The sequence below is a fragment of the Paraburkholderia sp. J12 genome, from assembly GCF_905220215.1.
Classification (GTDB): domain Bacteria; phylum Pseudomonadota; class Gammaproteobacteria; order Burkholderiales; family Burkholderiaceae; genus Paraburkholderia.
In genome coordinates this window covers 582,647-607,709 of the sequence record NZ_CAJMZC010000001.1, presented here as the reverse complement: position 1 = coordinate 607,709, position 25,063 = coordinate 582,647, and the positions used below count along the sequence as shown (strand labels likewise).

Below are 25,063 nucleotides of genomic sequence, written 5' to 3'. Positions count from 1 at the left end.
AAAATTCGGGTCCGGGCCATGCCCTGAAAGGGTTTGGTGGCGGCCGCAGTGAGGGGCGACTGGCAGGCTGGGGAAGGGCGGCGACCTGGGCGCGAAGGTGCAGTGAGCGCGGCCTGGGGATAACGCTGGGGAATGTCATTCCCGCGTGCTATAATTTCAGGTTCCCAAAAGTGCGCTTTCGTCGCGTGGCCTGGTCGCGTGGGCTGGCGCACTCAACTGTACCCAGGTTCCTATGTCCCGCGCCCTTCGCAACATCGCCATCATTGCCCACGTCGACCACGGCAAGACCACGCTCGTCGATCAACTGCTGCGTCAGTCCGGCACCTTCCGCGACAACCAGCAGGTCGCCGAGCGCGTCATGGACTCGAACGACATCGAAAAAGAGCGCGGGATCACGATTCTCGCGAAGAACTGCGCGGTCGAGTACGAAGGCACCCACATCAACATCGTCGACACCCCGGGCCACGCCGACTTCGGCGGCGAAGTGGAGCGCGTGCTCTCGATGGTCGACTCGGTGCTGCTGCTCGTCGACGCCGTGGAAGGCCCGATGCCGCAAACGCGCTTCGTGACCAAGAAGGCGCTCGCGCTGGGCCTGAAGCCGATCGTCGTCGTCAACAAGATCGACCGTCCGGGCGCGCGTATCGACTGGGTGATCAACCAGACCTTCGACCTCTTCGACAAGCTCGGCGCGACCGAAGAACAGCTCGACTTCCCGGTGGTCTACGCGTCGGGCCTGAACGGCTACGCGTCGCTCTCCGCCGATGCGCGCGAAGGCGACATGCGCCCGCTCTTCGAGGCGATCCTCGAACACGTGCCGGTGCGCGACGCCGATCCGGAAGGTCCGCTCCAGCTGCAGATCACGTCGCTCGACTACTCGACCTACGTCGGCCGTATCGGCGTGGGCCGTATCAAGCGCGGCCGCATCAAGCCGGGTCAGCCGGTGGCGCTGCGCTTCGGTCCGGATGGCGAGGTGATGAACCGCAAGATCAACCAGGTGCTGTCGTTCAGCGGCCTCGAGCGCGTGCAGGTCGAATCGGCCGAAGCGGGCGACATCGTGCTGATCAACGGTATTGAAGACATCGGCATCGGCGCCACCATCTGCGCGATCGACACCCCCGAAGCGCTGCCGATGATCACGGTGGACGAGCCGACGCTCACGATGAACTTCCTCGTGAACTCGTCGCCGCTCGCCGGCCGCGAAGGCAAGTTCGTGACGAGCCGCCAGATCCGCGACCGTCTCACGAAGGAGCTGAACCACAACGTCGCGCTGCGCGTGAAGGACACCGGCGACGAAACGACGTTCGAAGTGTCGGGCCGCGGCGAACTGCACCTCACGATCCTGATCGAAAACATGCGCCGCGAAGGCTACGAGCTGGCCGTGTCGCGTCCGCGCGTGGTGCTGCACGAAGTCGATGGCGTGAAGATGGAGCCGTACGAGCTGCTGACCGTGGACGTCGAAGATGCCCACCAGGGCGGCGTGATGGAAGAGCTCGGCCGCCGCAAGGGCGAAATGCTCGACATGGCCTCGGACAGCCGCGGCCGCACGCGCCTCGAATACAAGATTCCGGCGCGCGGCCTGATCGGCTTCCAGGGCGAATTCATGACGCTCACGCGCGGCACGGGCCTCATGAGCCACGTGTTCGACGAATACGGTCCGATCCGCGAAGGCTCGCTCGGCGAGCGCCGCAACGGCGTGCTGATCTCGCAGGACGACGGCGCGGCTGTCGCCTACGCCCTGTGGAAGCTGCAGGACCGCGGCCGCATGTTCGTGAAGCCGGGCGACGCGCTCTATGAAGGCATGATCATCGGCATCCACAGCCGCGACAACGACCTCGTCGTGAACCCGATCAAGGGCAAGCAGCTCACCAACGTGCGCGCCTCGGGCACCGACGAAGCCGTGCGCCTCGTGCCGCCGATCCAGATGTCGCTCGAATACGCGGTGGAATTCATCGATGACGACGAACTCGTGGAAGTGACGCCGCAGTCGATCCGTCTGCGCAAGCGCCACCTGAAGGAGCACGAGCGCCGTCGCGCGAGCCGTGAGGCAGGCGCCGACTAAGTTGCAGTCGAAGACTTTTCGCGCACTGCAAAGCATGAACGACCACAAGAAAGCCGCCGCTGTCAGGGCGGCTTTTTTGCAGGCGGCTTTCATGCGCCGGGGGGATTGGCAAGCGGTGCCGGAAGAGAGTGTTGCAAACGCCGCAAAGGCCCACCTGTAAAGGGTTTGCGCGTGCTGTTCCGCCGCATTGCAATCTATGGAGAGTATCAGTTATGTGATATCCTCCGCGGATGCTGTTTTAGGTCCTTCCAAGCAGACTTGATTCGCAATCCGCTAAACGGTCAGGCCGTGGCGCGGAAGGTTGAGTAACCCGCTATTTCTCGAGAAACTCGAAGAAAGGTGAGCGTAAATGTCAGAAACAATGAAGCAGTTCCAGCTGAACTCGTATCTGTTCGGCGGCAATGCTCCGTATGTCGAAGAGCTATACGAAGCATATCTTGACAACCCCGCATCCGTTCCGGATACGTGGCGCGAATATTTTGACGCACTGCAAAACGTTCCGTCGTCGACGGGCACGGCTGACAGCGACGTCGCTCACGGTCCGATCGTCGAGTCGTTCGCCCAACGCGCCAAAGCCAACGCGTTCATTCCGCGCGGTGGCGCAGAAGACCTCGCTACGGCCCGCAAGCAGGTGTACGTTCAGTCCCTGATTGGTGCCTACCGCTTCCTCGGCTCGCAATGGGCCAACCTGGATCCGCTGAAGCGCCGCGAGCGTCCCGCCATTCCCGAACTCGAGCCTGCGTTCTACGACTTCACCGAAGCCGACATGGACCAGACGTTCAGCGCGACGAACCTGTACTTCGGTTTCGAGCGCGCGTCGCTGCGCGAGATCGTCAAGGCGCTGCGCGACACGTACTGCGGCACGATCGGTGCCGAATACATGTACCTCAGCGATCCGGAGCAAAAGCGCTGGTGGAAGGAAAAGCTCGAGTCGATCCGCTCGACGCCGAACTTCTCCGCTGACAAGAAGAAGCACATCCTGCAGCGCCTGACGGCCGCCGAAGGCCTCGAGCGTTTCCTGCACACCAAGTACGTCGGCCAGAAGCGCTTCTCGCTCGAAGGCGGCGAGTCCTTCATCGCCTCGATGGACGAAGTCGTTCGCCACGCGGGCGCCAAGGGCGTGCAGGAAATCATCATCGGCATGGCCCACCGCGGCCGCCTGAACGTGCTGGTCAATACGCTCGGCAAGATGCCGTCGGACCTCTTCGCCGAATTCGAAGGCAAGCACGTGGACGACCTGCCGGCCGGCGACGTGAAGTACCACAAGGGCTTCTCGTCGGACATGGCCACCGAAGGCGGCCCGGTCCACCTCTCGCTCGCGTTCAATCCGTCGCACCTCGAAATCGTCAACCCGGTCGTGGAAGGTTCGGCCAAGGCCCGTATGGACCGCCGCGGCGACGAAGACGGCCTGCAGGTGCTGCCGGTGCAGATCCACGGCGACGCGGCCTTCGCAGGCCAGGGCGTCGTGATGGAAACGCTGAACCTCGCGCAAACGCGCGGCTACGGCACGCACGGCACGCTGCACATCGTCATCAACAACCAGATCGGCTTCACGACGTCGGACCCGCGCGATGCGCGCTCGACGCTCTACTGTACCGACGTGGTCAAGATGATCGAAGCGCCGGTGCTGCACGTGAACGGCGACGATCCCGAAGCCGTCGTGCTCGCCACGCAGCTCGCCATCGACTTCCGCATGCAGTTCCACAAGGACGTCGTGGTCGATATCGTCTGCTTCCGCAAGCTGGGCCACAACGAGCAGGACACCCCGGCGGTCACGCAGCCGCTCATGTACAAGAAGATCGCGCAGCACCCGGGCACCCGTGCGCTGTACGCCGAGAAGCTCGTGCAGCAGGGCGTGATCACGGCCGAAGACGCCGACAGCTACGTCAAGGCTTACCGCGCCGCGATGGACGAAGGCAACCACACGATCGACCCCGTGCTCTCGAACTACAAGAGCAAGTACGCGGTGGACTGGGTGCCGTTCCTGAACCGCAAGTGGACCGACGCCGCCGATACGGCCGTGCCGCTCGCGGAACTCAAGCGTCTCGCCGAGCGCATCACCACGATCCCCGAGAACTTCAAGGTTCACCCGCTCGTCGAGCGTGTCATCAATGACCGGCGCGCCATGGGCAAGGGCGAAGCGAAGCTCGACTGGGGCATGGGTGAGCATCTCGCGTTCGCGTCGCTCGTCGCTTCGGGTTACGCCGTGCGTCTCACGGGCCAGGACTCGGGCCGCGGCACGTTCACGCACCGTCACGCGGTGCTGCACGACCAGAACCGCGAGCGCTGGAACGACGGCACGTACATTCCGCTGCAGAACATCGCCGACGGTCAGGCGAAGTTCACGGTGATCGACTCGGTGCTCTCCGAAGAAGCGGTGCTGGGCTTCGAATACGGCTACTCGACCGCCGAACCGAACACGCTCGTCGCCTGGGAAGGCCAGTTCGGCGACTTCGTGAACGGCGCGCAGGTCGTGATCGACCAGTTCATCTCGTCGGGCGAAGTGAAGTGGGGCCGCGTTTCGGGTCTCACGATGCTGCTGCCGCACGGCTACGAAGGTCAGGGTCCGGAGCACTCGTCGGCGCGTATCGAGCGTTTCCTGCAACTGTGCGCCGAGCACAACATGCAGGTCGTTCAGCCGACCACGCCCGCGCAGATCTTCCACCTGCTGCGCCGCCAGATGATCCGCCTGTTCCGCAAGCCGCTCGTCGTCTTCACGCCGAAGTCGCTGCTGCGTCACAAGGAAGCCGTCTCGGATCTGTCTGAACTCGCGAAGGGTTCGTTCCAGCCGGTCCTCGGCGAAGTGGACGATAGCATCGACGCGAAGAAGGTCAAGCGCGTGCTGGTCTGCTCGGGCCGCGTGTATTACGACCTCGTCGCGCATCGCCGCGAAGCGAAGGCGAACGACGTCGCGATCTTCCGTATCGAGCAGCTCTATCCGTTCGCGCACAAGCAGTTCGAAACGGAGCTGAAGAAGTACGACAACGCGACGGAAGTGGTCTGGGTGCAGGACGAGCCGCAGAATCAGGGCCCGTGGTTCTACATCGAGCACCACCTGAAGGAAGGCATGAAGGAAGGCATGAAGCTCGCGTACAGCGGCCGTCCTGCTTCCGCCTCGCCGGCCGTCGGCTACTACGCGAAGCATTACGAACAGCAGAAGTCGCTGATCGAAGGTGCGTTCGGCCGCCTGAAGGGCGCGCAGGTCGCGAAGTAAGCACACAGAGCAAATCGAACCGGGAAGGCGCGTGCAACGATGCGCGCTTTCCCGCGCTCACGTGCGCGACCCGGTTCGTACCCAGATACGTATTCAGGAAAATCACATGGCTATCGTAGAAGTCAAGGTCCCGCAGTTTTCGGAGTCGGTGTCGGAAGGCACGATGCTGCAGTGGAAGAAGAAGCCGGGCGAAGCTGTCGCCCAGGACGAAGTCGTCATCGAGATCGAAACCGATAAGGTCGTGCTCGAAGTGCCGGCGCCGTCCGCCGGCGTGCTGACCGAGATCGTGGTCGGCGACGGCGCAACCGTCACGAGCGAACAGCTGATCGCGAAGATCGACACGGAAGCCAAGGCAGGTGCCGCAGCGGCGCCTGCTGCTGCAGCAGCACCGGCCGCCGCAGCGCCGGTTGCCGCAGCCGCCGCACCGGCGGTCGCCGCCGCGTCGTCGAGCAGCACGGTCGCCTCGCCCGCCGCTTCGAAGCTGATGGCCGAGAAGGGCCTCGCAGGCTCGGACGTCGCCGGCACGGGCCGCGACGGCCGCATCACGAAGCAGGACGTGCTGGGCGCAGGCGCGCCGAAGGCCGCACCGGCCGCCGCGCCGGCACCGGCTGCCAAGGCCGCCTCGGCCAAGCCGTCGCTGCCGCAGGTCAACGCACCGGCATCGGCTGCGAACTGGCTCAACGACCGCCCGGAACAGCGCGTGCCGATGTCGCGTCTGCGTGCGCGTATCGCCGAGCGTCTGCTCGAGTCGCAGCAAACCAACGCCATCCTCACGACGTTCAACGAAGTGAACATGGCGCCGGTCATGGACCTGCGCAACAAGTACAAGGACAAGTTCGAGAAGGAACACGGCGTGAAGCTCGGCTTCATGTCGTTCTTCGTGAAGGCGGCGGTCCATGCGCTCAAGAAGTTCCCGCTCGTGAACGCGTCGATCGACGGCAACGACATCGTCTACCACGGCTACTTCGACATCGGTATCGCGGTCGGTTCGCCGCGCGGTCTGGTGGTGCCCATCTTGCGCAACGCAGACCAGATGAGCCTCGCCGACATCGAGAAGAAGATCGCCGAATTCGGCCAGAAGGCCAAGGACGGCAAGCTCTCGATCGAGGAAATGACGGGCGGTACGTTCTCGATCTCGAACGGCGGCGTGTTCGGCTCGATGCTCTCGACCCCGATCATCAACCCGCCGCAGTCGGCGATCCTCGGCGTGCACGCGACCAAGGAGCGCGCGGTGGTCGAGAACGGCCAGATCGTGATCCGTCCGATGAACTACCTCGCGATGTCGTACGACCACCGCATCATCGACGGCCGCGAAGCCGTGCTGTCGCTCGTCGCGATGAAGGATGCGCTGGAAGATCCGGCGCGTCTGCTGCTCGACTTGTAATTCGCGTTGTGGCGCGAGCCTCGCTCGCGCATCCAGTCTCACACTGAGCGTTGCGCGCGCGGGTTCCGCAAGGCGGAGTCCGCGCGCCGCGCTCACGTATCGAAAGGATGACCATGTCCAAAGAATTTGACGTCGTCGTGATCGGCGCCGGCCCCGGCGGCTATATTGCGGCGATCCGCGCCGCGCAGCTCGGCAAGTCGGTTGCGTGTATCGAAAAGTGGAAGAACCCGGCCGGCACGCTGAAGCTCGGCGGCACGTGCCTGAACGTCGGCTGCATTCCGTCGAAGGCGCTGCTCGCTTCGTCGGAAGAGTTCGAGAACGCGGCGCATCACCTCGTCGACCACGGTATCAGCGTGGGCGACGTGAAGATCGACGTTGCGAAGATGCTCGCCCGCAAGGACGGCATCGTCGAGAAGATGACGAAGGGTATCGAGTTCCTGTTCCGCAAAAACAAGATCACGTGGCTCAAGGGTCACGGCAAGTTCACCGGCAAGAACGACGCCGGCGTGCAGATCGAAGTGAGCGGCGAAGGCGAAACGGAAACCGTCACGGCGAAGAACGTCATCATCGCGACGGGCTCGAAGGCGCGCCATCTGCCGGGCATTCCGGTCGACAACAAGATCGTGGCCGACAACGAAGGCGCACTGACGTTCGACACGGTGCCGAAGAAGCTGGCCGTGATCGGCGCAGGCGTGATCGGTCTCGAGCTCGGCTCGGTGTGGCGCCGTCTGGGCGCCGACGTGACGATCCTCGAAGCGCTGCCGGAATTCCTCGGCGCCGCCGACCAGTCGCTCGCGAAGGAAGCCGCCAAGCTCTTCAAGAAGCAGGGCCTCGACATTCACGTGGGCGTGAAGGTCGGTGAAGTGAAGGCGACGGACAAGAACGTCATCCTCAACTACACCGACAAGGACGGCAACGCGCAGGTGCTCGAAGCCGATCGCCTGATCGTCTCGGTGGGCCGCGTGCCGAACACCGACAACCTCGGTCTCGAAGCGATCGGCCTGAAGGCCAATGAGCGCGGCTTCATCGACGTCGACGACCACTGCCGCACGGCGCTGCCGAACGTCTATGCGATCGGCGACGTGGTGCGCGGCCCGATGCTCGCGCACAAGGCCGAAGACGAAGGCGTGCTGGTGGCCGAGATCATCGACGGCCAGAAGCCGCACATCGACTACAACTGCATTCCGTGGGTGATCTACACCGAACCGGAAATCGCGTGGGTCGGCAAGACGGAGCAGCAGTTGAAGGCCGAAGGCCGCGACATCAAGACGGGCCAGTTCCCGTTCATGGCGAACGGCCGCGCGCTCGGCATCAACAAGGCCGACGGCTTTGTGAAGATGATCGCCGACGCGAAGACCGACGAACTGCTCGGCGTGCACATCATCTCGGCCAACGCATCGGACCTGATCGCGGAAGCCGTGGTGGCGATGGAGTTCAAGGCGGCCGCCGAAGACATCGGCCGTATCTGCCATCCGCACCCGTCGCTTTCCGAAGTCATGCGCGAGGCAGCGCTCGCCACCGACAAGCGCGCGCTCAATATGTAAGGCGCGCGCCGGCAGGGCGGGGCCTTCGCGGCCCGCACCTTGCCGCGTTAGTTTGCTTCAAGGCAAAGAGGCGGGTGGGTTCGATCCCCCCGCCTTTCCTCATTTGTGGTCCACGCAATGAACGTCACCGAATACTACGAAAAAGAACTGCAGTCGCGGGGCTATCAGTCCGATACGGCGCAGCGCGCCGCGATCGAGCGGCTGCAGCGGTGCTACGACGAGTGGGCTGCGTACAAGGCGCGCCGCTCGAACGCGTTCAAGAAGCTCATCATCCACCCCGATCTGCCGCGCGGCGTCTACATGTGGGGCGGCGTGGGCCGCGGCAAGAGCTTTCTGATGGACAGCTTCTATGCGGTCGTGCCGCTGCAGCGCAAGACGCGCCTGCATTTTCACGAGTTCATGCGCGAAGTGCACCGCGAGCTCGAGGAACTGAAGGGGCAGGCCGATCCGCTCGACGAACTCGCGCGCCGCATTGCGAAGCGCTATCGCCTGATCTGCTTCGACGAATTCCACGTCTCGGACATCGCGGACGCGATGATCCTCTACCGGCTGCTCGACGGTCTCTTCAAGAACGGCGTGCAGTTCGTCATGACGTCCAACTACGACCCGGACACCCTCTATCCCGACGGGCTGCATCGCGACCGCATGCTGCCCGCGATCGAACTGATCAAAGAGAAACTCGACGTGATCAACGTCGATGCGGGCATCGACTACCGGCAGCGCACGCTCGCGCAGGTCGAGGTCTATCACACGCCGCTCGGTGCCGCTTCCGACCGCGCGCTGCGCCACTCGTTCGCGCAACTGGCCGCGGTGCCCGACGAGAGTCCGATCCTGCGCATCGAGAAGCGCGAGCTGAAGGCTCTGCGCAAGGCGGACGGCGTGGTGTGGTTCGACTTCGCGACGCTGTGCGGCGGCCCGCGCTCGCAGAACGACTATCTGGAGCTGGCAAGCCGCTTCCACGCCGTGATTCTCTCCGGCGTGCCGCAGATGACGCCGCGCATGCAGTCCGAGGCGCGCCGTTTTACCTGGCTCATCGACGTGTTTTACGACCACAAGGTGAAGCTGCTGATGTCGGCGGCGGTGCCGCCCGAAGAGCTGTATGTGGAAGGGCCGATGGCGAACGAATTTACGCGCACGGTTTCGCGTATCGTGGAAATGCAGTCGAAGGAGTATCTCGAAGCGCCGCGCCGTATCGTCGATACGAGCCTCACCTGAGTCGTCCGCAGCGGTTTTTTTGTGCGACGACGCTATCGCAAAAAATGCCGCCGGCGTCTTTTTCAAGATTCGGACTCATCTGATAGTCGCCGCCGGGGCGGGTCTTTATCGTTTGTCGGGAATCGTTCCGACAAAGGAGTGGCCCATGACCCCCCATCGCGATATTACCGAGGAAGAATGGCAGCGCATCCTGCCGCTGCTGCCGGAATTGCGTCCGCGCACCGAGCTGCGCGGGCGGCCCTTGACCAACACGCGGGCGGTGCTCAACGGCGTGTTATGGGTGCTCTACAGCGGCGCTACCTGGTCGGCCATGCCGCGCCGTTACCCCTCGTATCAAACCTGCCACCGGCGTTTCAAGGCCTGGCACGACGAAGGCGTGCTCAAGCGCGTGATGGCGGAATTGTTCGGCGCTGACGGCATCGAACTGTGCAACACGATCGAAGCGCGTATGCGCCGTCACATGAGCCGCGCCGAGAAGCTCGCGCGCAGCGCACAGGCAGTCGCTTCGTTGCCGACGGTTTCGCCGTTCGACCCTGTCGTGCCTGTTGCGCCTGTCGCCCCCGTCGCCCCCAATGCGGCGCAGCCGTTTCCGTATAACCGTTCGGTATATCGCGAGTCGGCCTGAGTGCGGGCTTGCGCCGACGTCGCCGGTCAAATTCCGGTTGGCCAAACGAACCGGGCCGCTGCAGGCAGGTCAGGACTTTCTCCCGTGAACCTGCCGCGCAGCGGCCCGATGGTGTTCGATTGCCATGCGTGCCTGCGTTTTCGCATCGGGCACGCATTTCACATTTACTGCTGGCGCATCCAGGTCTGCGAACGGCCCAGCAGCGAAATGCCCAGGTAGCCGCGCACCACGAGCTTCTGGCCGCCGTCTTCCACATGCATCTTGCAGCGGTACACCTTGCCGTTTTCCGGGTCGAGGATGTGGCCGCCGTCCCAGCCGTCGTCGGTTTTCTTCATGCCGTCGATGATCGTCATGCCGAGAATGAGCTGGTCCTTGCGCGCGTCCGAGCACTCGGTGCAGCGGCGTTGGGGGTTGTCGTTCGGACCGAGGCCCTTGATGACCTTGCCGCTCAGTTCGCCGCTGCCGTCGTCGGCGATTTGCACGAGCGCCTTGGGTTGACCCGTATGGTCGTCGATGGTTTGCCACACGCCTACCGGTGTGTCGCCCTGGGCGTGGGCGGCAATCGCGCCGCCAAGGAGCGCACCCGCGAGCGCGAGCTGGGTTGCCGCGCGTGCGGCGAATGCGACGGTGCGTCCGGTGATTCGGTTCATGTGTCGTCCTCCACTGATGTTTGTCGTGATCGTATCGACCGCGCATGTCACGCTCGCACGCGCACCGCGGTGAAGGGCAGGATACGCGAAAGCGCCGCGTCCGTCGGAGAGGAGGGGCTCTAGTCGCTTCCCGCCGCGCGTGCCCGTGGGCGGCGCAGCGGAGGACCGGCGCGTCAGTTCATCTGGTACGAGAATGTCGCGTTCACGCGCGGGCTGCGCGAGGGGCTTTCGACCGGCGCGTCTGCAAGCGCCTTCGCTACCGATAGATCGAGGCTGTAGTACTTGCCGTCCGAGACCCGGAAGCCGATCGATGCCGACGAGAGCCGCGCAGGCGAGGGCGTACCCGCATGCAGATAGACGCGCGCCATGTCGAACGACACGTAAGGCGTGAGCGTCTGCAGCCACACGTGGCCGAGCTTGAACGGGTGGTTCACTTCGAGCGAGAAGCCCCAGCCCGAATCGCCCGACGCTTCGCCGGGCTCGTAGCCTTGCGCGAAGCGGCCCGCGCCGAACGAGATCTGTTCGGAAGTCGGCAGCGTCACGGGGCTGAACTGGCCCGTCGCCGCGACGGCCGTGCCGAAGCCGAGCGGCCAGTCGTTGGTTTGCGAGACGGAAGCGTCGGTGCGCACGAAATTCAGCGAGACGGGGTTCTGCACCACGAGCCCCGGAATATTCGTATCCGTCGATTTCGATGCGCCCAGCACGTTGAAGGCTTTCGCCACGGTGAAGCTCGCCTTGCGCACCTGGCCCGGCTGCACGTCGGTGTAATCGGCCTGCAATTGCAGCACGCGCACCTGCGAGCGTTCGCCGTATTGCGCGCCGTTGATCGTGTTGTGGTACGAGTCCTCGTCGTGGGCCGCGTAGACGCTCGCCGTGCCGATCAGGCTGCGCGTATTGCTCAGCAGCATCGGGTAGGAGAGCGAACCAGTGAGCTTGTCGCTGATCACGGTGCGCTCGATGTAGGAGGGCAGGCCCGGGTTGTCGACCGGGTTGCCGCGGTAGTGCGAGGCGTCCACCTTCGCCATCAGGCCGTCGCTCGCGATGGGCACGGCGGCGTGCGCTGCGATGTACGTCGCATTGTCGCGGCCCTTGGGCAGCAGTGCGGAGATGCTCAACTGCTCGCCGAACGGCGTGAGGCCGTTTTCCGTGGCGGTGATGAGGCCCTGCACGCCCGGATGGTTGAAGTCGATACCGGTGCTCAGATCCACGGGCTTGTGCTGCGCGTCGAGTTCGAGCGTCGTTGCGCCGTCGGTGTTCGTCGGCGGCGGTACGTTCGCGGAAACCTTGAGGCCGGGCAGCAGTCCGAGCACGTTGATATAGCGCTGGAACGTGGCCGTGCGCAGCGGCCTGTCGTCGACGATATGCGCCGCGATTGCGCGGATCTTGTCCTCGAGCGCACCGGGCTTGCCCGTGATCTTCACGTCGGCCACATAACCTTCGACGACCACGATGCGCACCACACCGTTCGCGAAGTCCTGGGCCGGCACGAACGCGAACGAAAGCGCGTAGCCGCGCGACTGGTACAGCTTAGTTACGCCATCGGCCGTTTCGATGAGCTGGCCGATGGTAATGTCGTGATTCGCAAGGGCTGCGAAACGTTGTGCGACCTCCTCGAATGGAATCGATTTCACGCCCTCGACGCGAAATGTCGTCGGCGTGAGATGCGTGGCGAGCAGCTGCTGCAATTGCGGCGTCTGCTGCTGCACCTGCACGGTCACGTTTGGTGTCTTTTGCGGCGCGTTGATTTGCGGCAAGGCGTCGAGCGGATTCCCGCTCGACGCCGGCCGGTTCTGCGCGACTGCAACCCCCGTCAAGCCGCCCGCCGCCACCCCCACTGCGGCGAGCACGGCCCATCCTGCAACTGCGCCTCTCATTTCACTGCCCTCGGACTTATCGGGCGGCACGCGTCGTTGTTTTTTGGTGTCCGGCGCGTGCCGCCTCTTTGTGCCGCCTTCGTGGGCGGTCTGTGGCTCCCTGATGCCTGTGTTTTTATTCCTGCTAGTCCTTCGTACTGCGACTACGATCCTGCCAGGCTGTGCGCGCGCAACCTTCGGATTCGAAAGTCACGACGTCGCGTTGCGTATGTTGCCCGATGATTCGACTCGCGGCTACGGTAGTTTCCTACGGTAGTTTCTTGAGCAGTCCTCCGAGGAGGCCGCCCGAACTGGAACTGCCCGAACTGCTCGACGTGCCGCCCGCGGCCGAACCGAGTGCGCCGGTCACGGTGCCCACGAGTGCGGTGACCGGCTGCAGCAGCGCGGCGCCGCCCGAGCTGCCACCCGTGCCCGAGGTAAGCGACGTGAGCGAGGCAAGCGGTCCGGTGGACGAGCCGCCGGAGCTGCCGGTGGTGGTGCCCGCAAGCAGTGCGCCGACCACGGGCACGCCCGAGAGCGTGCTGCCGAGCGGCGTGCTCGAGAGGACGCTGCCGAGCGGGGTGCTCGTCAGGACTCCGCCGAGCGGCGTGCCCGAGAGCACACCCGTGAGCGAGCCGATGGGCAGGTTGCTGAGCGGTGAGCTGCCGAGGCCGAGACTCGAGAGCGAGGCCTTGAGCGGACCGAGCGGGCCGCCCGCGGCGATGCCGGTCGGCGGGCCGCTCAGCACCGTGTAGTTGCCGCTGCCGACGAGGCTCACGATCAGGCCGGGAATCGGCGCGGCGCCATTCGGACCGTTCGGATTCACGAGGCCGCCCGCGTTCGTCACGGTGTTGCCGAGTGCGGCCACGAGCGTGCCGACATCGGCGCCGAGCGGATTGTTCGTCGCGCCGGTGACGGCCGTGCCGAAGGTCGTGCCGGCCGTCGCGACCGCGCCACCCAGCTTGGCGAGCACGCCCGAGAGCGGGACGCCCAGACCCGTCGTCGTTCCCACCTGCTGGGTCACGAGGCCGGCGGTCAGCACGATGGGCGTGATGGCCGTGCTGATGGGCTGCGTGATCTGCTGCACCGGCGCCGACGACAGCACGTTGCCGAGGATCGCGCCGCCCGCGTTGACCGTGTTCGCGGTCGTGGAGAGCACGCCGGCGAGCGGGCCCGTCACCGGAGCGAGCGGCGAGAGCGGGCCGCTGCCGAGGCCGCTCACGGTTTGCGAAAGGCCGTTGACGACACCGCTCGTCGAGCTCACCACGCTGCCGAGGCCGGCGACCGTGGCGCCGACGGGGTTCGTGCTCGTCCCGGTCTGGCCGATGCCGCCAGCAAGGTCGTTGGCGAGCGCGTTGACCACGCCGCCCGTGCTCGAGACCGTACTGCCGAGGCCCGAAGTGACGCCGCTCGCGCCGGGGATGGGGGCGGAGCTGATGGTGTTGCCGAGATCGCTGGCCGTGTTGGCCACCGTGGTCAGCACACCGCTCGTGCCGGTCGAGCCGGTGGTGGTGCCGCCGCCGCCCGTGGTGCTGCCGCCCGAGCCGCCGGTGCTGCCTGTGGTGGTGCCGCCGCCCGTGTCCCCGGTGCCGCCGGCGCCCGTCGCGCCGCTCGTCGAGGCGTTGGGCGGCGTGTAGCTGCTGCCGCCGCAGGCGGCGAGCGTGCAGGCCACGGCGCAGGCGAGTGCCGTGAGGCGCAGGCCGCGCGCGAGCGTCTGGGCCCGTTCGTTGAAAACCGCAGTTGCGCTGCTGGACATGACGATGTCTCCTCGTCGGGTAGGTTGTTCGAACGCGCTCACTTCTTGCCGCCGAGCAGGCCGCCGACGAGCGAGGTCAGGCCGCCGAGCGGGCCCGACTGGGCGCCGCTGCTGGAGCCGCCGCTCGAGGAAACGAGCGTGAGGCCGGGCGTAGTCGAGCCGGTGCTGGCGCTGTGCGAGCCGGTGGTGCCGCCGGCCGCTGCGCCGACCCCGACACCCACGCCGACGCCGCCCGCCGCACCGCTGACGGTGCTCACCACGGTGGAAACGAGGCTCGTGACGGGGGCGAGCGGGTTGCTGCTGGTGGCGCCGCTCGAACCGCCGGTAAGTCCACCCAGGAGGCTCGTGACGGGCGCAAGCGGGTTGCTGCCGCCGGCGCTGCTCGAACCGCCGGTCAGTCCACCCAGAAGGCCGGTGACAGGCGCAAGCGGATTGCTGCTGCCCGAGCCCGAGCCGCCGGTGAGGCCGCCCAGCAGACCGGTAACGGGTGCCAGAGGGCTGCTGCTGCCCGAGCCGTTCGAACCCGTCAAGCCGCCCAGCAGCCCGGTGATCGGAGCCAACGGATTGCTGCCGGTGCTGCCGCCCGTGAGCAAGCCGCCGGCCGAGGCGACCGTCTTGCCCGTATCCGCGACGAGCGTGCCGACACCGGTCGTAACCGGGTTCTTGCCGCCGCCCGCTTGCGCGACGAGCGCGCCGCCTTTCTCGAGGCCGCCGCCGAGCGTCTGCAGGAGGCCGTTGACGGGGGCGCCTATGCCCGTTGCATTGCCGATCGTCTGCGTGGTCGAAGCGACCACCGACGTGATCGGCGTGATGGCCGAGCTGAGCTGTTGGGTGACTTGCTGGACGGGGCCTTGCGAAAGGGCCGTCGTGAGGGTGCCGCCGCCGGTCGTGAGTGCCGAGCCGAGCGTGCCGACCACGCCGCCGAGCGGCGTGGTGAGCGCGGCAAGCGGTGCGAGCGGGCCGCTGCCGAGGCTCGTGACGAGCTGCCCGGCGCTCGTGACAGCCTTGCCGACGTCGCTCACGGCGCCGCCCGTGCTGGCGAGCGTGGTGCCGACCGGGTTGCTGCTGGCGCCAAGCTGGCCGAGGCCTTGTGAGACGCCGGTGCCGAGTGCCGAGACGGCCGCGCCGACGTTCTGCACGACACCGCCTGCCGCCTTCGTGGTGGACGAGCTCACGCCCGGCAGCGATTGCGAGCCGATCAGCGTGCCGAGGCCCGTTGCCGTCGAACCGGCTGCGTTCACCACGTTGCCGGCGGCATTCGCCACCTGGCCTACGGCGTTGGCCGCGACGCTCGAACCGCCGCCGCTGCCATTGCCGTTGCCGCTTCCGCCTCCCGAGCCATTGCCGTTGCCATTGCCCCCGCCGTTGCTGCCGGTCGTGGTGCCGCCACCGCTCCCCCCTCCGTTACCCGAACCCGTTCCGTTGCCGCCGCCGTTGTCTCCGGTGGTCGTGTTGCCGTTGCCGTTTCCTGTGCCGCTGCCGTTATCGCCAGTCGTGGTGCCGCCACCGCCGCTGCCGGACGTGCCGCTCGTCGAAAGCGTGCCGCCGCCGGTGCCGGCGCCCGTGCCGCTGCTGAGCGTGCCTGAGCCGCCGCAGGCGCCAAGCGACAGCATCGCGACGACGGTGGCTGCGACGAACGTCAAGCGGGCGGCGCTGTTGATCGGGAGTTGTTTCATGATGCCCTCGTCTCGTGTGGTGTTTTCTGATGTGGTTGTGTTTTGCATCCGGACTACGCGCTCTTATCTGCAACACGTGTGCCAGGCTGAAACGAGGTGTGAATCGCGAGGCGCGAGACAAATAGAGGAACAATTCAAATCAAGGCGTAACAAGCATTTGCTTGCCGCTTTTGTCGAATGAATCGTTTGCGGTGAGGGGGGAACATGTGCGGCACGTAGCGTAACGTCACGTAACGCTGTTCCGGCGACGTTACGAGGCACTGCGTAACGCGGCGATGCGAAATGGTTTTCTAGTCCTTAGTAGTCCCGTCATGGTTTGTACGGGCTAAACAACAGAACGCTTATGTCGATAATAAAATTACGAAGCAGCGATTGCGTAACGTTGGTTGTTACGTTATAAAAGCCGCACAACGAGCACCAGACGCATGTGTGACGAGGGGCATGTATGCGATCTGGGCCAAAGTCGGCGGGCTGTAATAAAGCCCGTGCGCAGAAGGACCGGATGCGCAGGCGACTATTCACGAGACGGGCAAGGCTTTGTGAAAGCCGGCGCAGAACAACGTGATAGCGATATAAAGAGAGAGGGCCGAAATGAACAAGTTGATCAAGCATTTCATCAAGTCGGAAGACGGGGTTACCGCGCTGGAATATGGCCTGATTGCAGGCCTCGTGGCGCTGATGATCGTAGCGGGGCTCACGAACATTGGGACGAGCCTGCAGACTACGTTCAGCAAGATCGCCACTGCCGTGGCGAGTGCAGCCGCGAACTAGACCGAACCGTTTTCATCCTCAGCAGTCCGTAACAACGGATATTCTGGTTGGCCCGCGCGCTGGTTTTAGCGCGCGTGGACTGCTGCGCGCGTGAATTCCGGCTATGACTACTTCCATACTCAGCGGACTCGTGTTCGGCGCCTGGGCGGTGGCGGTTACGATCGGCGATTGCCGCTCGCGCCGCGTGCCCAACGTGCTCGTCGCGATTGGCCTCGCTGCCGCGCTTGCCGCGGCGCTCGTGCACGCCGGTCCGGCGCGCATCGGCGTTGCGCAGGCGCTCGGCGCGGCCGCGATCGGCTTCGCCGCGCTCATGCCGTTCTTCGTGCTCGGCGTGATGGGGGCGGGCGACGTCAAGGTGTTTGCCGTGCTCGGCGCGTGGTGCGGTTTGCACGTGCTGCTCGATCTCTGGATCGTCGCGAGTCTCGCCGCAGGCGTGCACGCCGTGAGCATGCTGATTGCATCGCGCTGGCGCAGCAGCGCCGCACGTTATCAAGGTGTGCAGATCTTTTCCGTGGGCGAGCGCCGCGGCACGCCGTATGCCGCCTGTCTGACCTTGCCCGCTCTGGCGTGGCTGGTCTGGCAGTGCGCGGCAGGGGGCCTGCGATGAGACAGCGCACAAAAGGAACCGCACGTCGGGCGGCTCGGCGCGGCAGCGCCGCGATCGAATTCGCCATCGTGTTCCCCGTGTTCTTTTTCGTGCTGTACGCGATCGTTACGTACAGCATGGTGTTTCTCACCCAGCAAAGTCTCACGGCTGCGGCCGAAGAGGGCGCACGTGCGGCCCTCGTCTGGCAGAGTGCGGCGAATTCCGGTGCGGCGCTCACGGCGCGTGCCGGTCAGGCCTGCACGCGCGCGGCCAGCGTGGTGAGCTGGCTGCCGGTCGCCGCGACCTGTACCAATGCCGTGAGCGCGGCACCCTCGGGCTGCAACAACAACCCGAACATGGATTGCATCCAGGTCACGCTCACCTATGCGTATGGAACGAATCCGCTCGTGCCGCTGCTGCCGCTCCTGAATCTCGTCGTGCCGCAATCGCTCACCGGCCAGGCTACCGTGCAGATCGACCCGGAGAACCTGCTGTGATGTGCACACACACTTTCTCTTTCCGCAAATGCGCCGCTCGTGCGGCGTCACGGTGACCGTACATGGCGAATCTGACCAAAATCGTCGCAGGCCTGTTGATCGTCGCGGCGCTCGTGCTCGGCGCGTTCGCGTGGATGCTGTCGCGTCACACGCCGGTCGTGCAGCCGCAGCCGGTCAACGTCGTGCAGACGCTCACGCCGGTGGTCGTGGCGACGCGCACGCTGCCGGCCGGCCAGCCGATTCCGGCCGACGCGCTGCGTGTGAAGCCGCTGCCCATTCATCCCGCAGGTTCGATGAGCGACACGGCGCTGATCGCGGGCCGAGTACCGCTTGCCGATATCGAAGCCGATTCGCCGGTCCTCGATTCGCAGCTTTCATCGAGCCTCGCGGCCAGCATCCAGCCCGGCGAGCGGGCAGTCGCGGTGCGTGTCGACGAGACCAATGCCGTGGGCTACCAGTTGCGGTCCGGCAACTATGTCGACGTGTTCTTCACGTTGCGTCGCGACGGCGCGGGCAGCACCGGCGGCGAAGTGGGCCGCACTCAGGCACGCTTGCTGGTTTCGAAAGCGCGTGTGCTGGTGTTCGGTAATCCTGCCGATACGTCGATACCCGGTGCGAATCCGCAGCGTACGAGCGGTCTTGGCGCGCAGAACATGGTGCCGCGCACCGCGGTGCTGGCAGTGCCGGTGACGGATGTGGATACGCTGACCCTGGCCCAAAGCCAGGGACAACTGATTTTGGCGCTGCGCAACCCGACCGACGACGACACCGTCGACCCGTCGGCGTTCGGGCCCTTGCCGGGCGTGATCAAGGTCGTCTCGCACGATGCCCCGCAAGCTTCGACGCGCGCCGCCGAAGGCGTCGCACTCGACCAGCTGGCGGGCGGCAGCACACCGCACGAAACCGCGGCCGCAGCGCCGCATCGCAGCGCGCCGGCAGCACACAGCAGTGGTCTTGAAGTCATACGGGGGGGGCGAGCGGAAACGGTCGCCTGGTAACGTGCCGCGCTCGCGCGGCCGGTTCGACACAAGCAAAACAACATGACGAAAACGAGGATAGTCGTAGCGGCCCTCGCGGCAACCGCGTGCGCCGGGCTTCTCACGCTCGCGCTCGCCACGGTGCCCGCGCGTGCCGCGCCGCCCATGAGCGAAGGGTCGGCGGTGCCGCTGCCGCAGACCATCGATCTTGCCGTGGGCGAACAGCGCACGTTGCCGGTGACGGGCGCGCTCAAGCGCATCGCCGTGGGCGACCCGTCGATCGCGGACGTGCTGATCGTGCGCGGCGACCGGCGCGGCGGCGTGCTGCTGGTCGGCAAGGCCGCGGGGACGACGAACGTGATGATGTGGGACGGCAGCGACGTATCGCGCACGATCACGGTCAACGTGGTGTCGACGGCGGCGCGTACCTTGCTCGGGGCCGGCACGCCGCGGGTGAGCGTGGCGGGCGGCACGGCGGTGATCACCGGCGAAGCGGCGACGATGGAGTCGCACCAGCGCGCCGTGGTGGCGGCCGAAAGCTCGCTCGGCAAGGATGCGAAGGAGAGCAGCGTGCTCGATACGTCGAGCGTCGACGTGCGGGCGGTGGTGCAGGTGGACGTGCGGGTGGTCGAGTTCAGCCGGTCGGTGATGAAGCAGATCGGCTTTAACTTCTTCCGCCAGAACAACGGCTTCTCGTTCGGTTCGTTCGGGCCCACGTCGCTTGCGTCCGGCACGAACAACACGACGGCGTCCAACGCGCTCACGGGCATCACGCCGATTTCGTCGGCGTTCAACCTCGTGTTCTCGTCCGCGTCGCGCGGCCTCTTTGCCGATCTGAGCCTGATGGAGACGAACAACCTCGCACGCGTGCTGGCCGAACCGACGCTCGTGGCGCTCTCCGGCCAGAACGCGAGTTTCCTCGCGGGCGGCGAGATTCCGGTGCCGGTGCCGCAGGCGCTCGGCTCGACGTCGATCGAATACAAGCCCTACGGCATTGGGCTTTCGCTCACGCCCACGGTGCTGTCGCCGCAGCGCATCGCGCTGAAGGTCGCGCCCGAGGCGAGCCAGCTCGACTACACGAATGCCGTGACGATCAGCGGCGTGTCGGTGCCCGCGATCACCACGCGCCGTGCGGAAACCACCGTCGAGCTGGGCGACGGCGAGAGCTTCGTGATCGGCGGACTGATCGACCGGGAGACCGCGTCGAACGTGAACAAGGTGCCGGTGCTGGGCGATCTGCCGGTGATCGGTGCGTTCTTCAAGCAGCTGTCGTATCAGCAGAACGACAAGGAGCTCGTGATCATCGTGACGCCGCATCTGGTGTCGCCGCTGGCGAAGAACGCAACGCTGCCCGCCACGCCCGGCGAGCAGTCCGAGCAACGCGATGCGCCGGTGTGGCGCACGCTGCTGGGCGGTGCCGCTTCGCGCGATCCCGTGCCCGGATTTTCGCCGTGAACGCGCGCGAGGCGTACACGGAGCAGAAGTACAAGGAGAGCTGTCATGAACGCGAGAGCGCACTTGCAGACTGAGCAGAAGACCGCGGATTCCTTCGTGTTCGCCTCGTCGAGCGAGGTGCACGCACGCTGGATCGCCCGCGCGCTCGGTGCGGCCGGCAAGGTGGATGCCGTGACGCTCGATCCGGCCCGGGTCACGCAGCGGATTTCGCTGCACATGCCGTCGCTGCTGCTGGTGGACTTTTCGCAAGGGCGCGGCGCGGCGGCGAGCGCCGTGGCAGCGGCCGCACATGCCGCGTTTCCGGGCCTGCAGGTGATCGCGGTCGGCACGCTCGCCGAACCCGAAAGTGCGCTGGCGGCCTTGCGCGCCGGCGTGCGCGACTTCGTCGACGTGGCCGGGGAGGCCGACGACGCCCTGCGCATCGTGCGCCAGGTGCTCGACAATCGCGTGGAGCCGGTGAGCCGTCACGGCCGACTCACGGTGCTGCTGGGCGCACGCGTGGGCATGGGCGTGACGACGCTGGCCGCGAGCCTCGGCGCGCTGCTCGCGCAAAAGGGCAGCGCGCTCAACCGTCACACGGCGCTGCTCGATCTCGGCCTGCCGGCGGGCGACGGCGCGTTGCTGCTCAACGCCGGCAACGGCTTTTCCTTTGTCGACGCCGTGCGCAATCTGCGCCGCTTCGACCAGACCTTCGTGCACACGGCGCTCGCGCGCCACGAAAGCGGCCTTGCGCTGACCACGCTGCCGCCCGACCTCGGCGCGCTGCGCGAGGTCTCCTATCAGGCCGCGGCTGCGCTGCTCACGCGGCTGCGCGGCTTCTTCGATCAACAGCTCGTCGATCTGGGCGGCTTCACGAATGCGGAGTTCATCGCCCACGTCGTACAGGCCGCCGACGAAACCTGGCTCGTGTGCGACCAGAGCGTGGGTTCGATCGTCTCGGCGGCACGCCAGCTCGACGCGTTGCGTGACGGCGGCGTGGATCTCGCCCATGTGCGGCTCGTGCTCAATCAGTACGAAGCAGAACTGGATATTTCGGCCGCGCAGATCGCGACGCGCCTTGGCATCGAACTTGCAGGGATTTTGCCGGCACGCCGGGTGGCGCTGTGCCAGGCGGCGAACCGCGGCAAGCTGCTCGTCGATGCCGCGCCGCGCGACCCCTATGTTCGTGCGCTCGAGGTGCTGGCTGCGCAGCTCGACGGCCAGCGCCCGCGCGCACAGAAGAAGCTCGAGTCGCTCCGGCGCTTTCTCCCACACTCAACGAAGCGGTCGTAGATCATGGCGGATAACATCGAGTTTGCCGACGACGCCCCCCTGTTCGCACAGAGCCAGCAGTTCCAGGACATCAAGAACGCGGCCCACGAGCACCTGCTCACGCGTATCGAAGAGCTGGGGGCCGAGTTCGGGCGCTGGTCGCGTCACGCGATCAACCAGTTCGTCGATCTGGAGATGGACAGCTTCGTGCGGCTGCGCCATATCCCGATCAACGAGAGCGAGGTGCGCAGTATTGCCGAGGCGCTGACGAAGGAGCTCGCGGGCTTCGGGCCGATCGAGGACCTGCTCGCCGATCCTGCGGTCGAGGACATCCTCATCAACGGCTACAGCGACGTGTACGTCTCGCGCCACGGCATTCTCGCGAAGATTCCGGTGCGCTTTTCGGACAACGCGCACCTGCTGCGCATCGTGCGCCGCATTCTCGCGCCGATCGGCCGGCGCCTCGACGAATCGAACCCTATGGTCGATGCACGCCTGCCCGACGGCGGCCGCATCAACGTCGTGATCGAGCCGCTCTCGCTCGCGGGCCCGATCGTCTCGATCCGCAAGTTTCGCAAGGACCCGCTGCGTCCCGCCGACCTGCTCCACAACGGCACCTTCGGTGTGGAGATCGGGGCGCTCTTCGAAGCGGCCGTGCAGGCCCGCTGCAATATTCTTGTCTCGGGCGGCACGAGCTCGGGCAAGACCTCGCTGCTGAACGCCCTGGCGTTTTACATCCCCGACGTGGAGCGTGTGGTGACGATCGAAGACACCGCCGAGCTCTCGCTGAACCACCCGCACGTCGTGCGGCTCGAAAGCCGGCCCGGCGGTTTCGACGGCGCGGGCGTCGTGACCATTCGCGACCTCCTGCGCAATACGCTGCGCATGCGTCCGGACCGCATTATCGTGGGCGAAGTGCGCGGCGGCGAGGTGCTGGAAATGCTGCAGGCGATGAATACGGGCCACGACGGATCGATGGCGACCGTGCACGCCAGCTCGCCGCGCGAATGCCTGTACCGGCTGGAAATGCTTGCAGGTTTTGCGGGTTTTCAGGGCTCGGAGTCGAGTCTGCGCCGGCAGATCGCAAACGCCATCGATTTCATCGTGCAGATCGGGCGTCTCTCGAACGGCCGCCGTCGCATTCTTTCGGTAACCGAAGTAACGGGGCTCGCCGACAACATCATCGCCACCCAGGAGCTGTACCGTTACGAGCCGGTCACGACGCCCGAGGGCGAGGAGATCGATCGCTGGGATTCGCTCGGCATCCATCCGCATTCGCCCAAGCTGGCGCGTTTTCGCCAGGCGATCAGCGCATCGTCCTTCGGGATGAGCGGGCGCGACGGGGGCTTCAATGTCTAGCGCGTTCGCGATCGTCGCGGCGCTCGCGCTGCTGTTCGCGGCCGCGGGGCTCATGCTCTGGCACCGCGCACAGACGCGCGCCGCGCGCGAGCGCGTGACGCTGTTCGTCGAACGGCGCGTGGCGGCTGCGGGTTATGGCCCGGTCGTGCCGCAGCGGTTCGATGTGGCGACGGCCGATACGGCGGGCAGCGGTGCGAGGGGCGCGGCGGCGCCCGGCGCCCGCCCGGCGGACCCTGCCCGTGGCGCGGATGCCGCGAGCGCGGCGCGCGCGCCGAACCCGCAGGCGGCGAGCCGCGCGGCGGTTGATCCGAACACCTGGCAGGCGCGCATCGCTACCGCCTACGAGCATGCAATGAGCCGTGCGGGGATCGTCGACGCGCGCAAGCCCGCCATGCTGATCGGCTTCGTCACGCTCACGTTGTGCCTGTGGGCCGGCATCGTCGGCGGCGCCCTGGCCGCGCTGGTCACGCTGGTGATGGTGGGCGCCTTTCTCGCCTTCATGCTGTCGTGGCGCATGCAGCGCCGCCGCGCGAAACTCGTCGCGCAACTGCCGTCGTTCCTCGATGGCATCGTGCGTCTCGTGGTGCTCGGCAACAGCGTGCCGGCGGCATTCCAGGCCGCGCTGCTGACCACCGAGGCGCCGCTGCGCGAATGTCTCGAACGCGTTTCGCGGATGCTGCGCACGGGCGTGGAGATCGACCGCGCGCTGCATCAGGTGGCGCAGGTCTATCACGCGAACGAACTCGATCTCGTGGGCGCGGTGCTGCGCCTCTCGGTGCGCTACGGCGGCCGCGCGGACGTGATGCTTGAACGCATGGCGACCTTCATGCGCGACCTCGACCAGGCGCAGCGCGAGCTCGTGGCGATGTCGGCGGAAACGCGTTTCTCCGCCTGGGTGCTCGCACTGCTGCCGATAGGCATCGGCGGCTTTCTCATTGTGATCAACCCGCGCTACTTCGCCTCGATGTGGAACGACGACGGCGGCCGCCATCTCGTCTATGGCGCGCTCGCGCTGCAGGTGGTGGGCGCGTACCTGCTGTACCGGCTCACGCGGCTCAAGGGGACGCTATGAGTGCCGCAAGCCTTGGGGCGCTCGCGCTGCTGCTGGCTGCGCTCGGTTTCGCGCTGCTCGGAGGGCAGGCGCTTTCGCGCATCGCCGCCGCGCGGCGTAGCGCGCGCACGCTCGAACAGCGCTTCGCGAGTTATGGCGCCGAGGCGGGGGCAGGCGATGCGCGTGCCCCCGCCTCGGCCCGGGCCACACCGGGCGTGGCGCCGGCCGCCGCGGCTCAAAGCATGGGCGCGGGCGTGGGCAGTCATGCGCCGTCGGGCAAGGTGGGCACCGCAGGCATGGCGGGTCCGTCCGCCGATGCCCCGGGCCGCGCGTCGGGCATGGCGCCGCCGGTGCAGGCAACGGGGTTCCAGGGTTTCGTCGAACGGTTTGCCGAGGCGGGCGCGCGTTGGCTCGACACGCCGGTGGGGCGGATTCTCGTCGCCGAAGAAGATCGCCGCATTCTGGACCGGTGCGGCTATGTCGATGCGCGCTCGCGTGGACTCTTCCTCGTTGCGCGCATCGTCTGCGCGGTGGTGCTCGCCGTGGTGGCAGGGTGGTATGCCGCCGTGCGCGCGCCGGGCAGCTATCTGCTCGCTTATACGGGGGTGGCTGCGATCGTGGGCCTCATGCTGCCCAAGTTCTGGCTCGCGCGGCGCGCGAGTGCGAGGCGCGAGTCCGTCGCCAACGAGTTGCCGATGTTCGTCGATTTGCTCCGTTTGCTGCAGGGCGTCGGGCTGTCGCTCGATCAGAGTCTGCAGGTCATGGTCAACGAATTTCGTCGCGTGCTGCCCGTGCTCGCAGGCGAGATGGAAATCGCGCAGCGCCAGTTCGTGGCGGGACGCACGCGCGAGCAGTCGCTGCAGCGCATGGCGTCGATCTACGAAAACGAGGATCTGCGTGCCGTGGTTCGCCTGATCGTGCAGGTGGACCGTCATGGCGGCGCGGTCCAGGAGCCGCTCAAGCAGTTCGGCGAGCGCTTGCGCGAAGTGCGCCGTGCCGCGCTGCGCGAGCGGATCGGCCGGCTCACGGTCAAGATGACCGGCGTGATGGTGCTCACGCTCCTGCCCGCACTGCTGATCGTGACGGCAGGGCCCGGCATGATCGCGGTGATCCACGCACTCACGGGACTGCGTTGAGCGC

At 66.2% G+C, this 25,063-nt stretch carries 20 protein-coding genes; 16 read left to right on the top strand and 4 right to left on the bottom strand.

Translation table 11 applies throughout. The annotated features are described in order from the left end of the window. Positions 1-232: 232 nt before the first annotated feature. The 7 genes from typA (at position 233) to U5760_RS02905 (ending at position 10,041) form a co-directional block, all read left to right on the top strand. Positions 233-2,059 carry a translational GTPase TypA gene (gene typA, locus U5760_RS02935; protein ID WP_322009484.1) on the top strand — a complete coding sequence of 609 codons (1,827 nt, stop codon included), beginning with the start codon at positions 233-235 and terminating at the stop codon, positions 2,057-2,059. A gap of 34 nt (positions 2,060-2,093) precedes the next feature. Then, a complete protein-coding gene (locus U5760_RS02930; protein ID WP_322009483.1) occupies positions 2,094-2,219 on the top strand; it encodes a hypothetical protein in 126 nt (41 codons plus the stop codon). Between the two features lie 189 nt (positions 2,220-2,408). Continuing rightward, positions 2,409-5,273, top strand: coding sequence for a 2-oxoglutarate dehydrogenase E1 component (locus U5760_RS02925; protein ID WP_322009482.1), 2,865 nt, complete (start codon positions 2,409-2,411; stop codon positions 5,271-5,273). Between the two features lie 106 nt (positions 5,274-5,379). Then, positions 5,380-6,657: a 2-oxoglutarate dehydrogenase complex dihydrolipoyllysine-residue succinyltransferase gene (odhB, locus tag U5760_RS02920; RefSeq protein ID WP_322009481.1), complete on the top strand. Its 1,278-nt coding sequence runs from the start codon at positions 5,380-5,382 to the stop codon at positions 6,655-6,657. Between the two features lie 113 nt (positions 6,658-6,770). Then, positions 6,771-8,201 (top strand): dihydrolipoyl dehydrogenase, encoded by a 1,431-nt coding sequence (lpdA, locus tag U5760_RS02915; protein ID WP_322009479.1) that lies wholly within the window; start codon positions 6,771-6,773, stop codon positions 8,199-8,201. Between the two features lie 117 nt (positions 8,202-8,318). Next, the gene (gene zapE / locus U5760_RS02910) at positions 8,319-9,416 is read left to right on the top strand and encodes a cell division protein ZapE (protein ID WP_322009477.1); all 1,098 of its coding nucleotides are present in this window, start codon (positions 8,319-8,321) and stop codon (positions 9,414-9,416) included. 145 nt (positions 9,417-9,561) lie between these two features. Beyond that, the gene (locus U5760_RS02905) at positions 9,562-10,041 is read left to right on the top strand and encodes a transposase (protein ID WP_322009476.1); all 480 of its coding nucleotides are present in this window, start codon (positions 9,562-9,564) and stop codon (positions 10,039-10,041) included. Positions 10,042-10,205: 164 nt separating this feature from the next. Here the strand turns inward: U5760_RS02905 and U5760_RS02900 are convergent, their stop codons facing one another. The 4 genes from U5760_RS02900 to U5760_RS02885 form a co-directional block, all read right to left on the bottom strand. Beyond that, a complete protein-coding gene (locus tag U5760_RS02900; RefSeq protein ID WP_322009475.1) occupies positions 10,206-10,691 on the bottom strand; it encodes a DUF2147 domain-containing protein in 486 nt (161 codons plus the stop codon). Positions 10,692-10,864: 173 nt separating this feature from the next. Continuing rightward, positions 10,865-12,565, bottom strand: a complete 1,701-nt coding sequence (locus U5760_RS02895; protein ID WP_322009473.1) for a ShlB/FhaC/HecB family hemolysin secretion/activation protein — start codon at positions 12,563-12,565, stop codon at positions 10,865-10,867. 247 nt (positions 12,566-12,812) lie between these two features. After that, complete coding sequence (locus U5760_RS02890) at positions 12,813-14,300, bottom strand: collagen-like triple helix repeat-containing protein (RefSeq protein ID WP_322009472.1); 1,488 nt, start codon at positions 14,298-14,300, stop codon at positions 12,813-12,815. A 38-nt stretch (positions 14,301-14,338) separates the two neighbouring features. After that, positions 14,339-15,976 carry a collagen-like triple helix repeat-containing protein gene (locus tag U5760_RS02885; protein ID WP_322009471.1) on the bottom strand — a complete coding sequence of 546 codons (1,638 nt, stop codon included), beginning with the start codon at positions 15,974-15,976 and terminating at the stop codon, positions 14,339-14,341. A gap of 591 nt (positions 15,977-16,567) precedes the next feature. On the opposite strand from U5760_RS02885, the gene U5760_RS02880 reads away from it, so the two are divergent. The 9 genes from U5760_RS02880 to U5760_RS02840 all read left to right on the top strand — a co-directional run bounded on the left by U5760_RS02880 (position 16,568) and on the right by U5760_RS02840 (position 25,059). Beyond that, positions 16,568-16,747, top strand: a complete 180-nt coding sequence (locus tag U5760_RS02880; RefSeq protein ID WP_322009470.1) for a Flp family type IVb pilin — start codon at positions 16,568-16,570, stop codon at positions 16,745-16,747. 103 nt (positions 16,748-16,850) lie between these two features. Next, positions 16,851-17,354, top strand: a complete 504-nt coding sequence (locus U5760_RS02875; protein WP_322009468.1) for a prepilin peptidase — start codon at positions 16,851-16,853, stop codon at positions 17,352-17,354. Further along, positions 17,351-17,830, top strand: coding sequence for a TadE/TadG family type IV pilus assembly protein (locus U5760_RS02870; RefSeq protein ID WP_322009467.1), 480 nt, complete (start codon positions 17,351-17,353; stop codon positions 17,828-17,830). Before U5760_RS02875 ends, U5760_RS02870 begins: the two co-directional genes overlap by 4 nt. Before the next feature lie 62 nt (positions 17,831-17,892). Next, complete coding sequence (gene cpaB, locus U5760_RS02865) at positions 17,893-18,828, top strand: Flp pilus assembly protein CpaB (protein ID WP_322009466.1); 936 nt, start codon at positions 17,893-17,895, stop codon at positions 18,826-18,828. A 144-nt stretch (positions 18,829-18,972) separates the two neighbouring features. Next, positions 18,973-20,262: a type II and III secretion system protein family protein gene (locus U5760_RS02860; protein ID WP_322010010.1), complete on the top strand. Its 1,290-nt coding sequence runs from the start codon at positions 18,973-18,975 to the stop codon at positions 20,260-20,262. A 45-nt stretch (positions 20,263-20,307) separates the two neighbouring features. After that, on the top strand, positions 20,308-21,534 hold the full coding sequence (locus U5760_RS02855; protein WP_322009465.1) for a fimbrial protein: 1,227 nt from the start codon (positions 20,308-20,310) through the stop codon (positions 21,532-21,534). Positions 21,535-21,537: 3 nt separating this feature from the next. Next, positions 21,538-22,872: a CpaF family protein gene (locus tag U5760_RS02850; protein WP_322009463.1), complete on the top strand. Its 1,335-nt coding sequence runs from the start codon at positions 21,538-21,540 to the stop codon at positions 22,870-22,872. Then, positions 22,865-23,944 (top strand): type II secretion system F family protein, encoded by a 1,080-nt coding sequence (locus U5760_RS02845; RefSeq protein WP_322009461.1) that lies wholly within the window; start codon positions 22,865-22,867, stop codon positions 23,942-23,944. The genes U5760_RS02850 and U5760_RS02845 overlap by 8 nt, the downstream gene beginning before the upstream one ends. Beyond that, positions 23,941-25,059 carry a type II secretion system F family protein gene (locus U5760_RS02840; RefSeq protein WP_322009460.1) on the top strand — a complete coding sequence of 373 codons (1,119 nt, stop codon included), beginning with the start codon at positions 23,941-23,943 and terminating at the stop codon, positions 25,057-25,059. The genes U5760_RS02845 and U5760_RS02840 overlap by 4 nt, the downstream gene beginning before the upstream one ends. Positions 25,060-25,063: the final 4 nt, after the last annotated feature.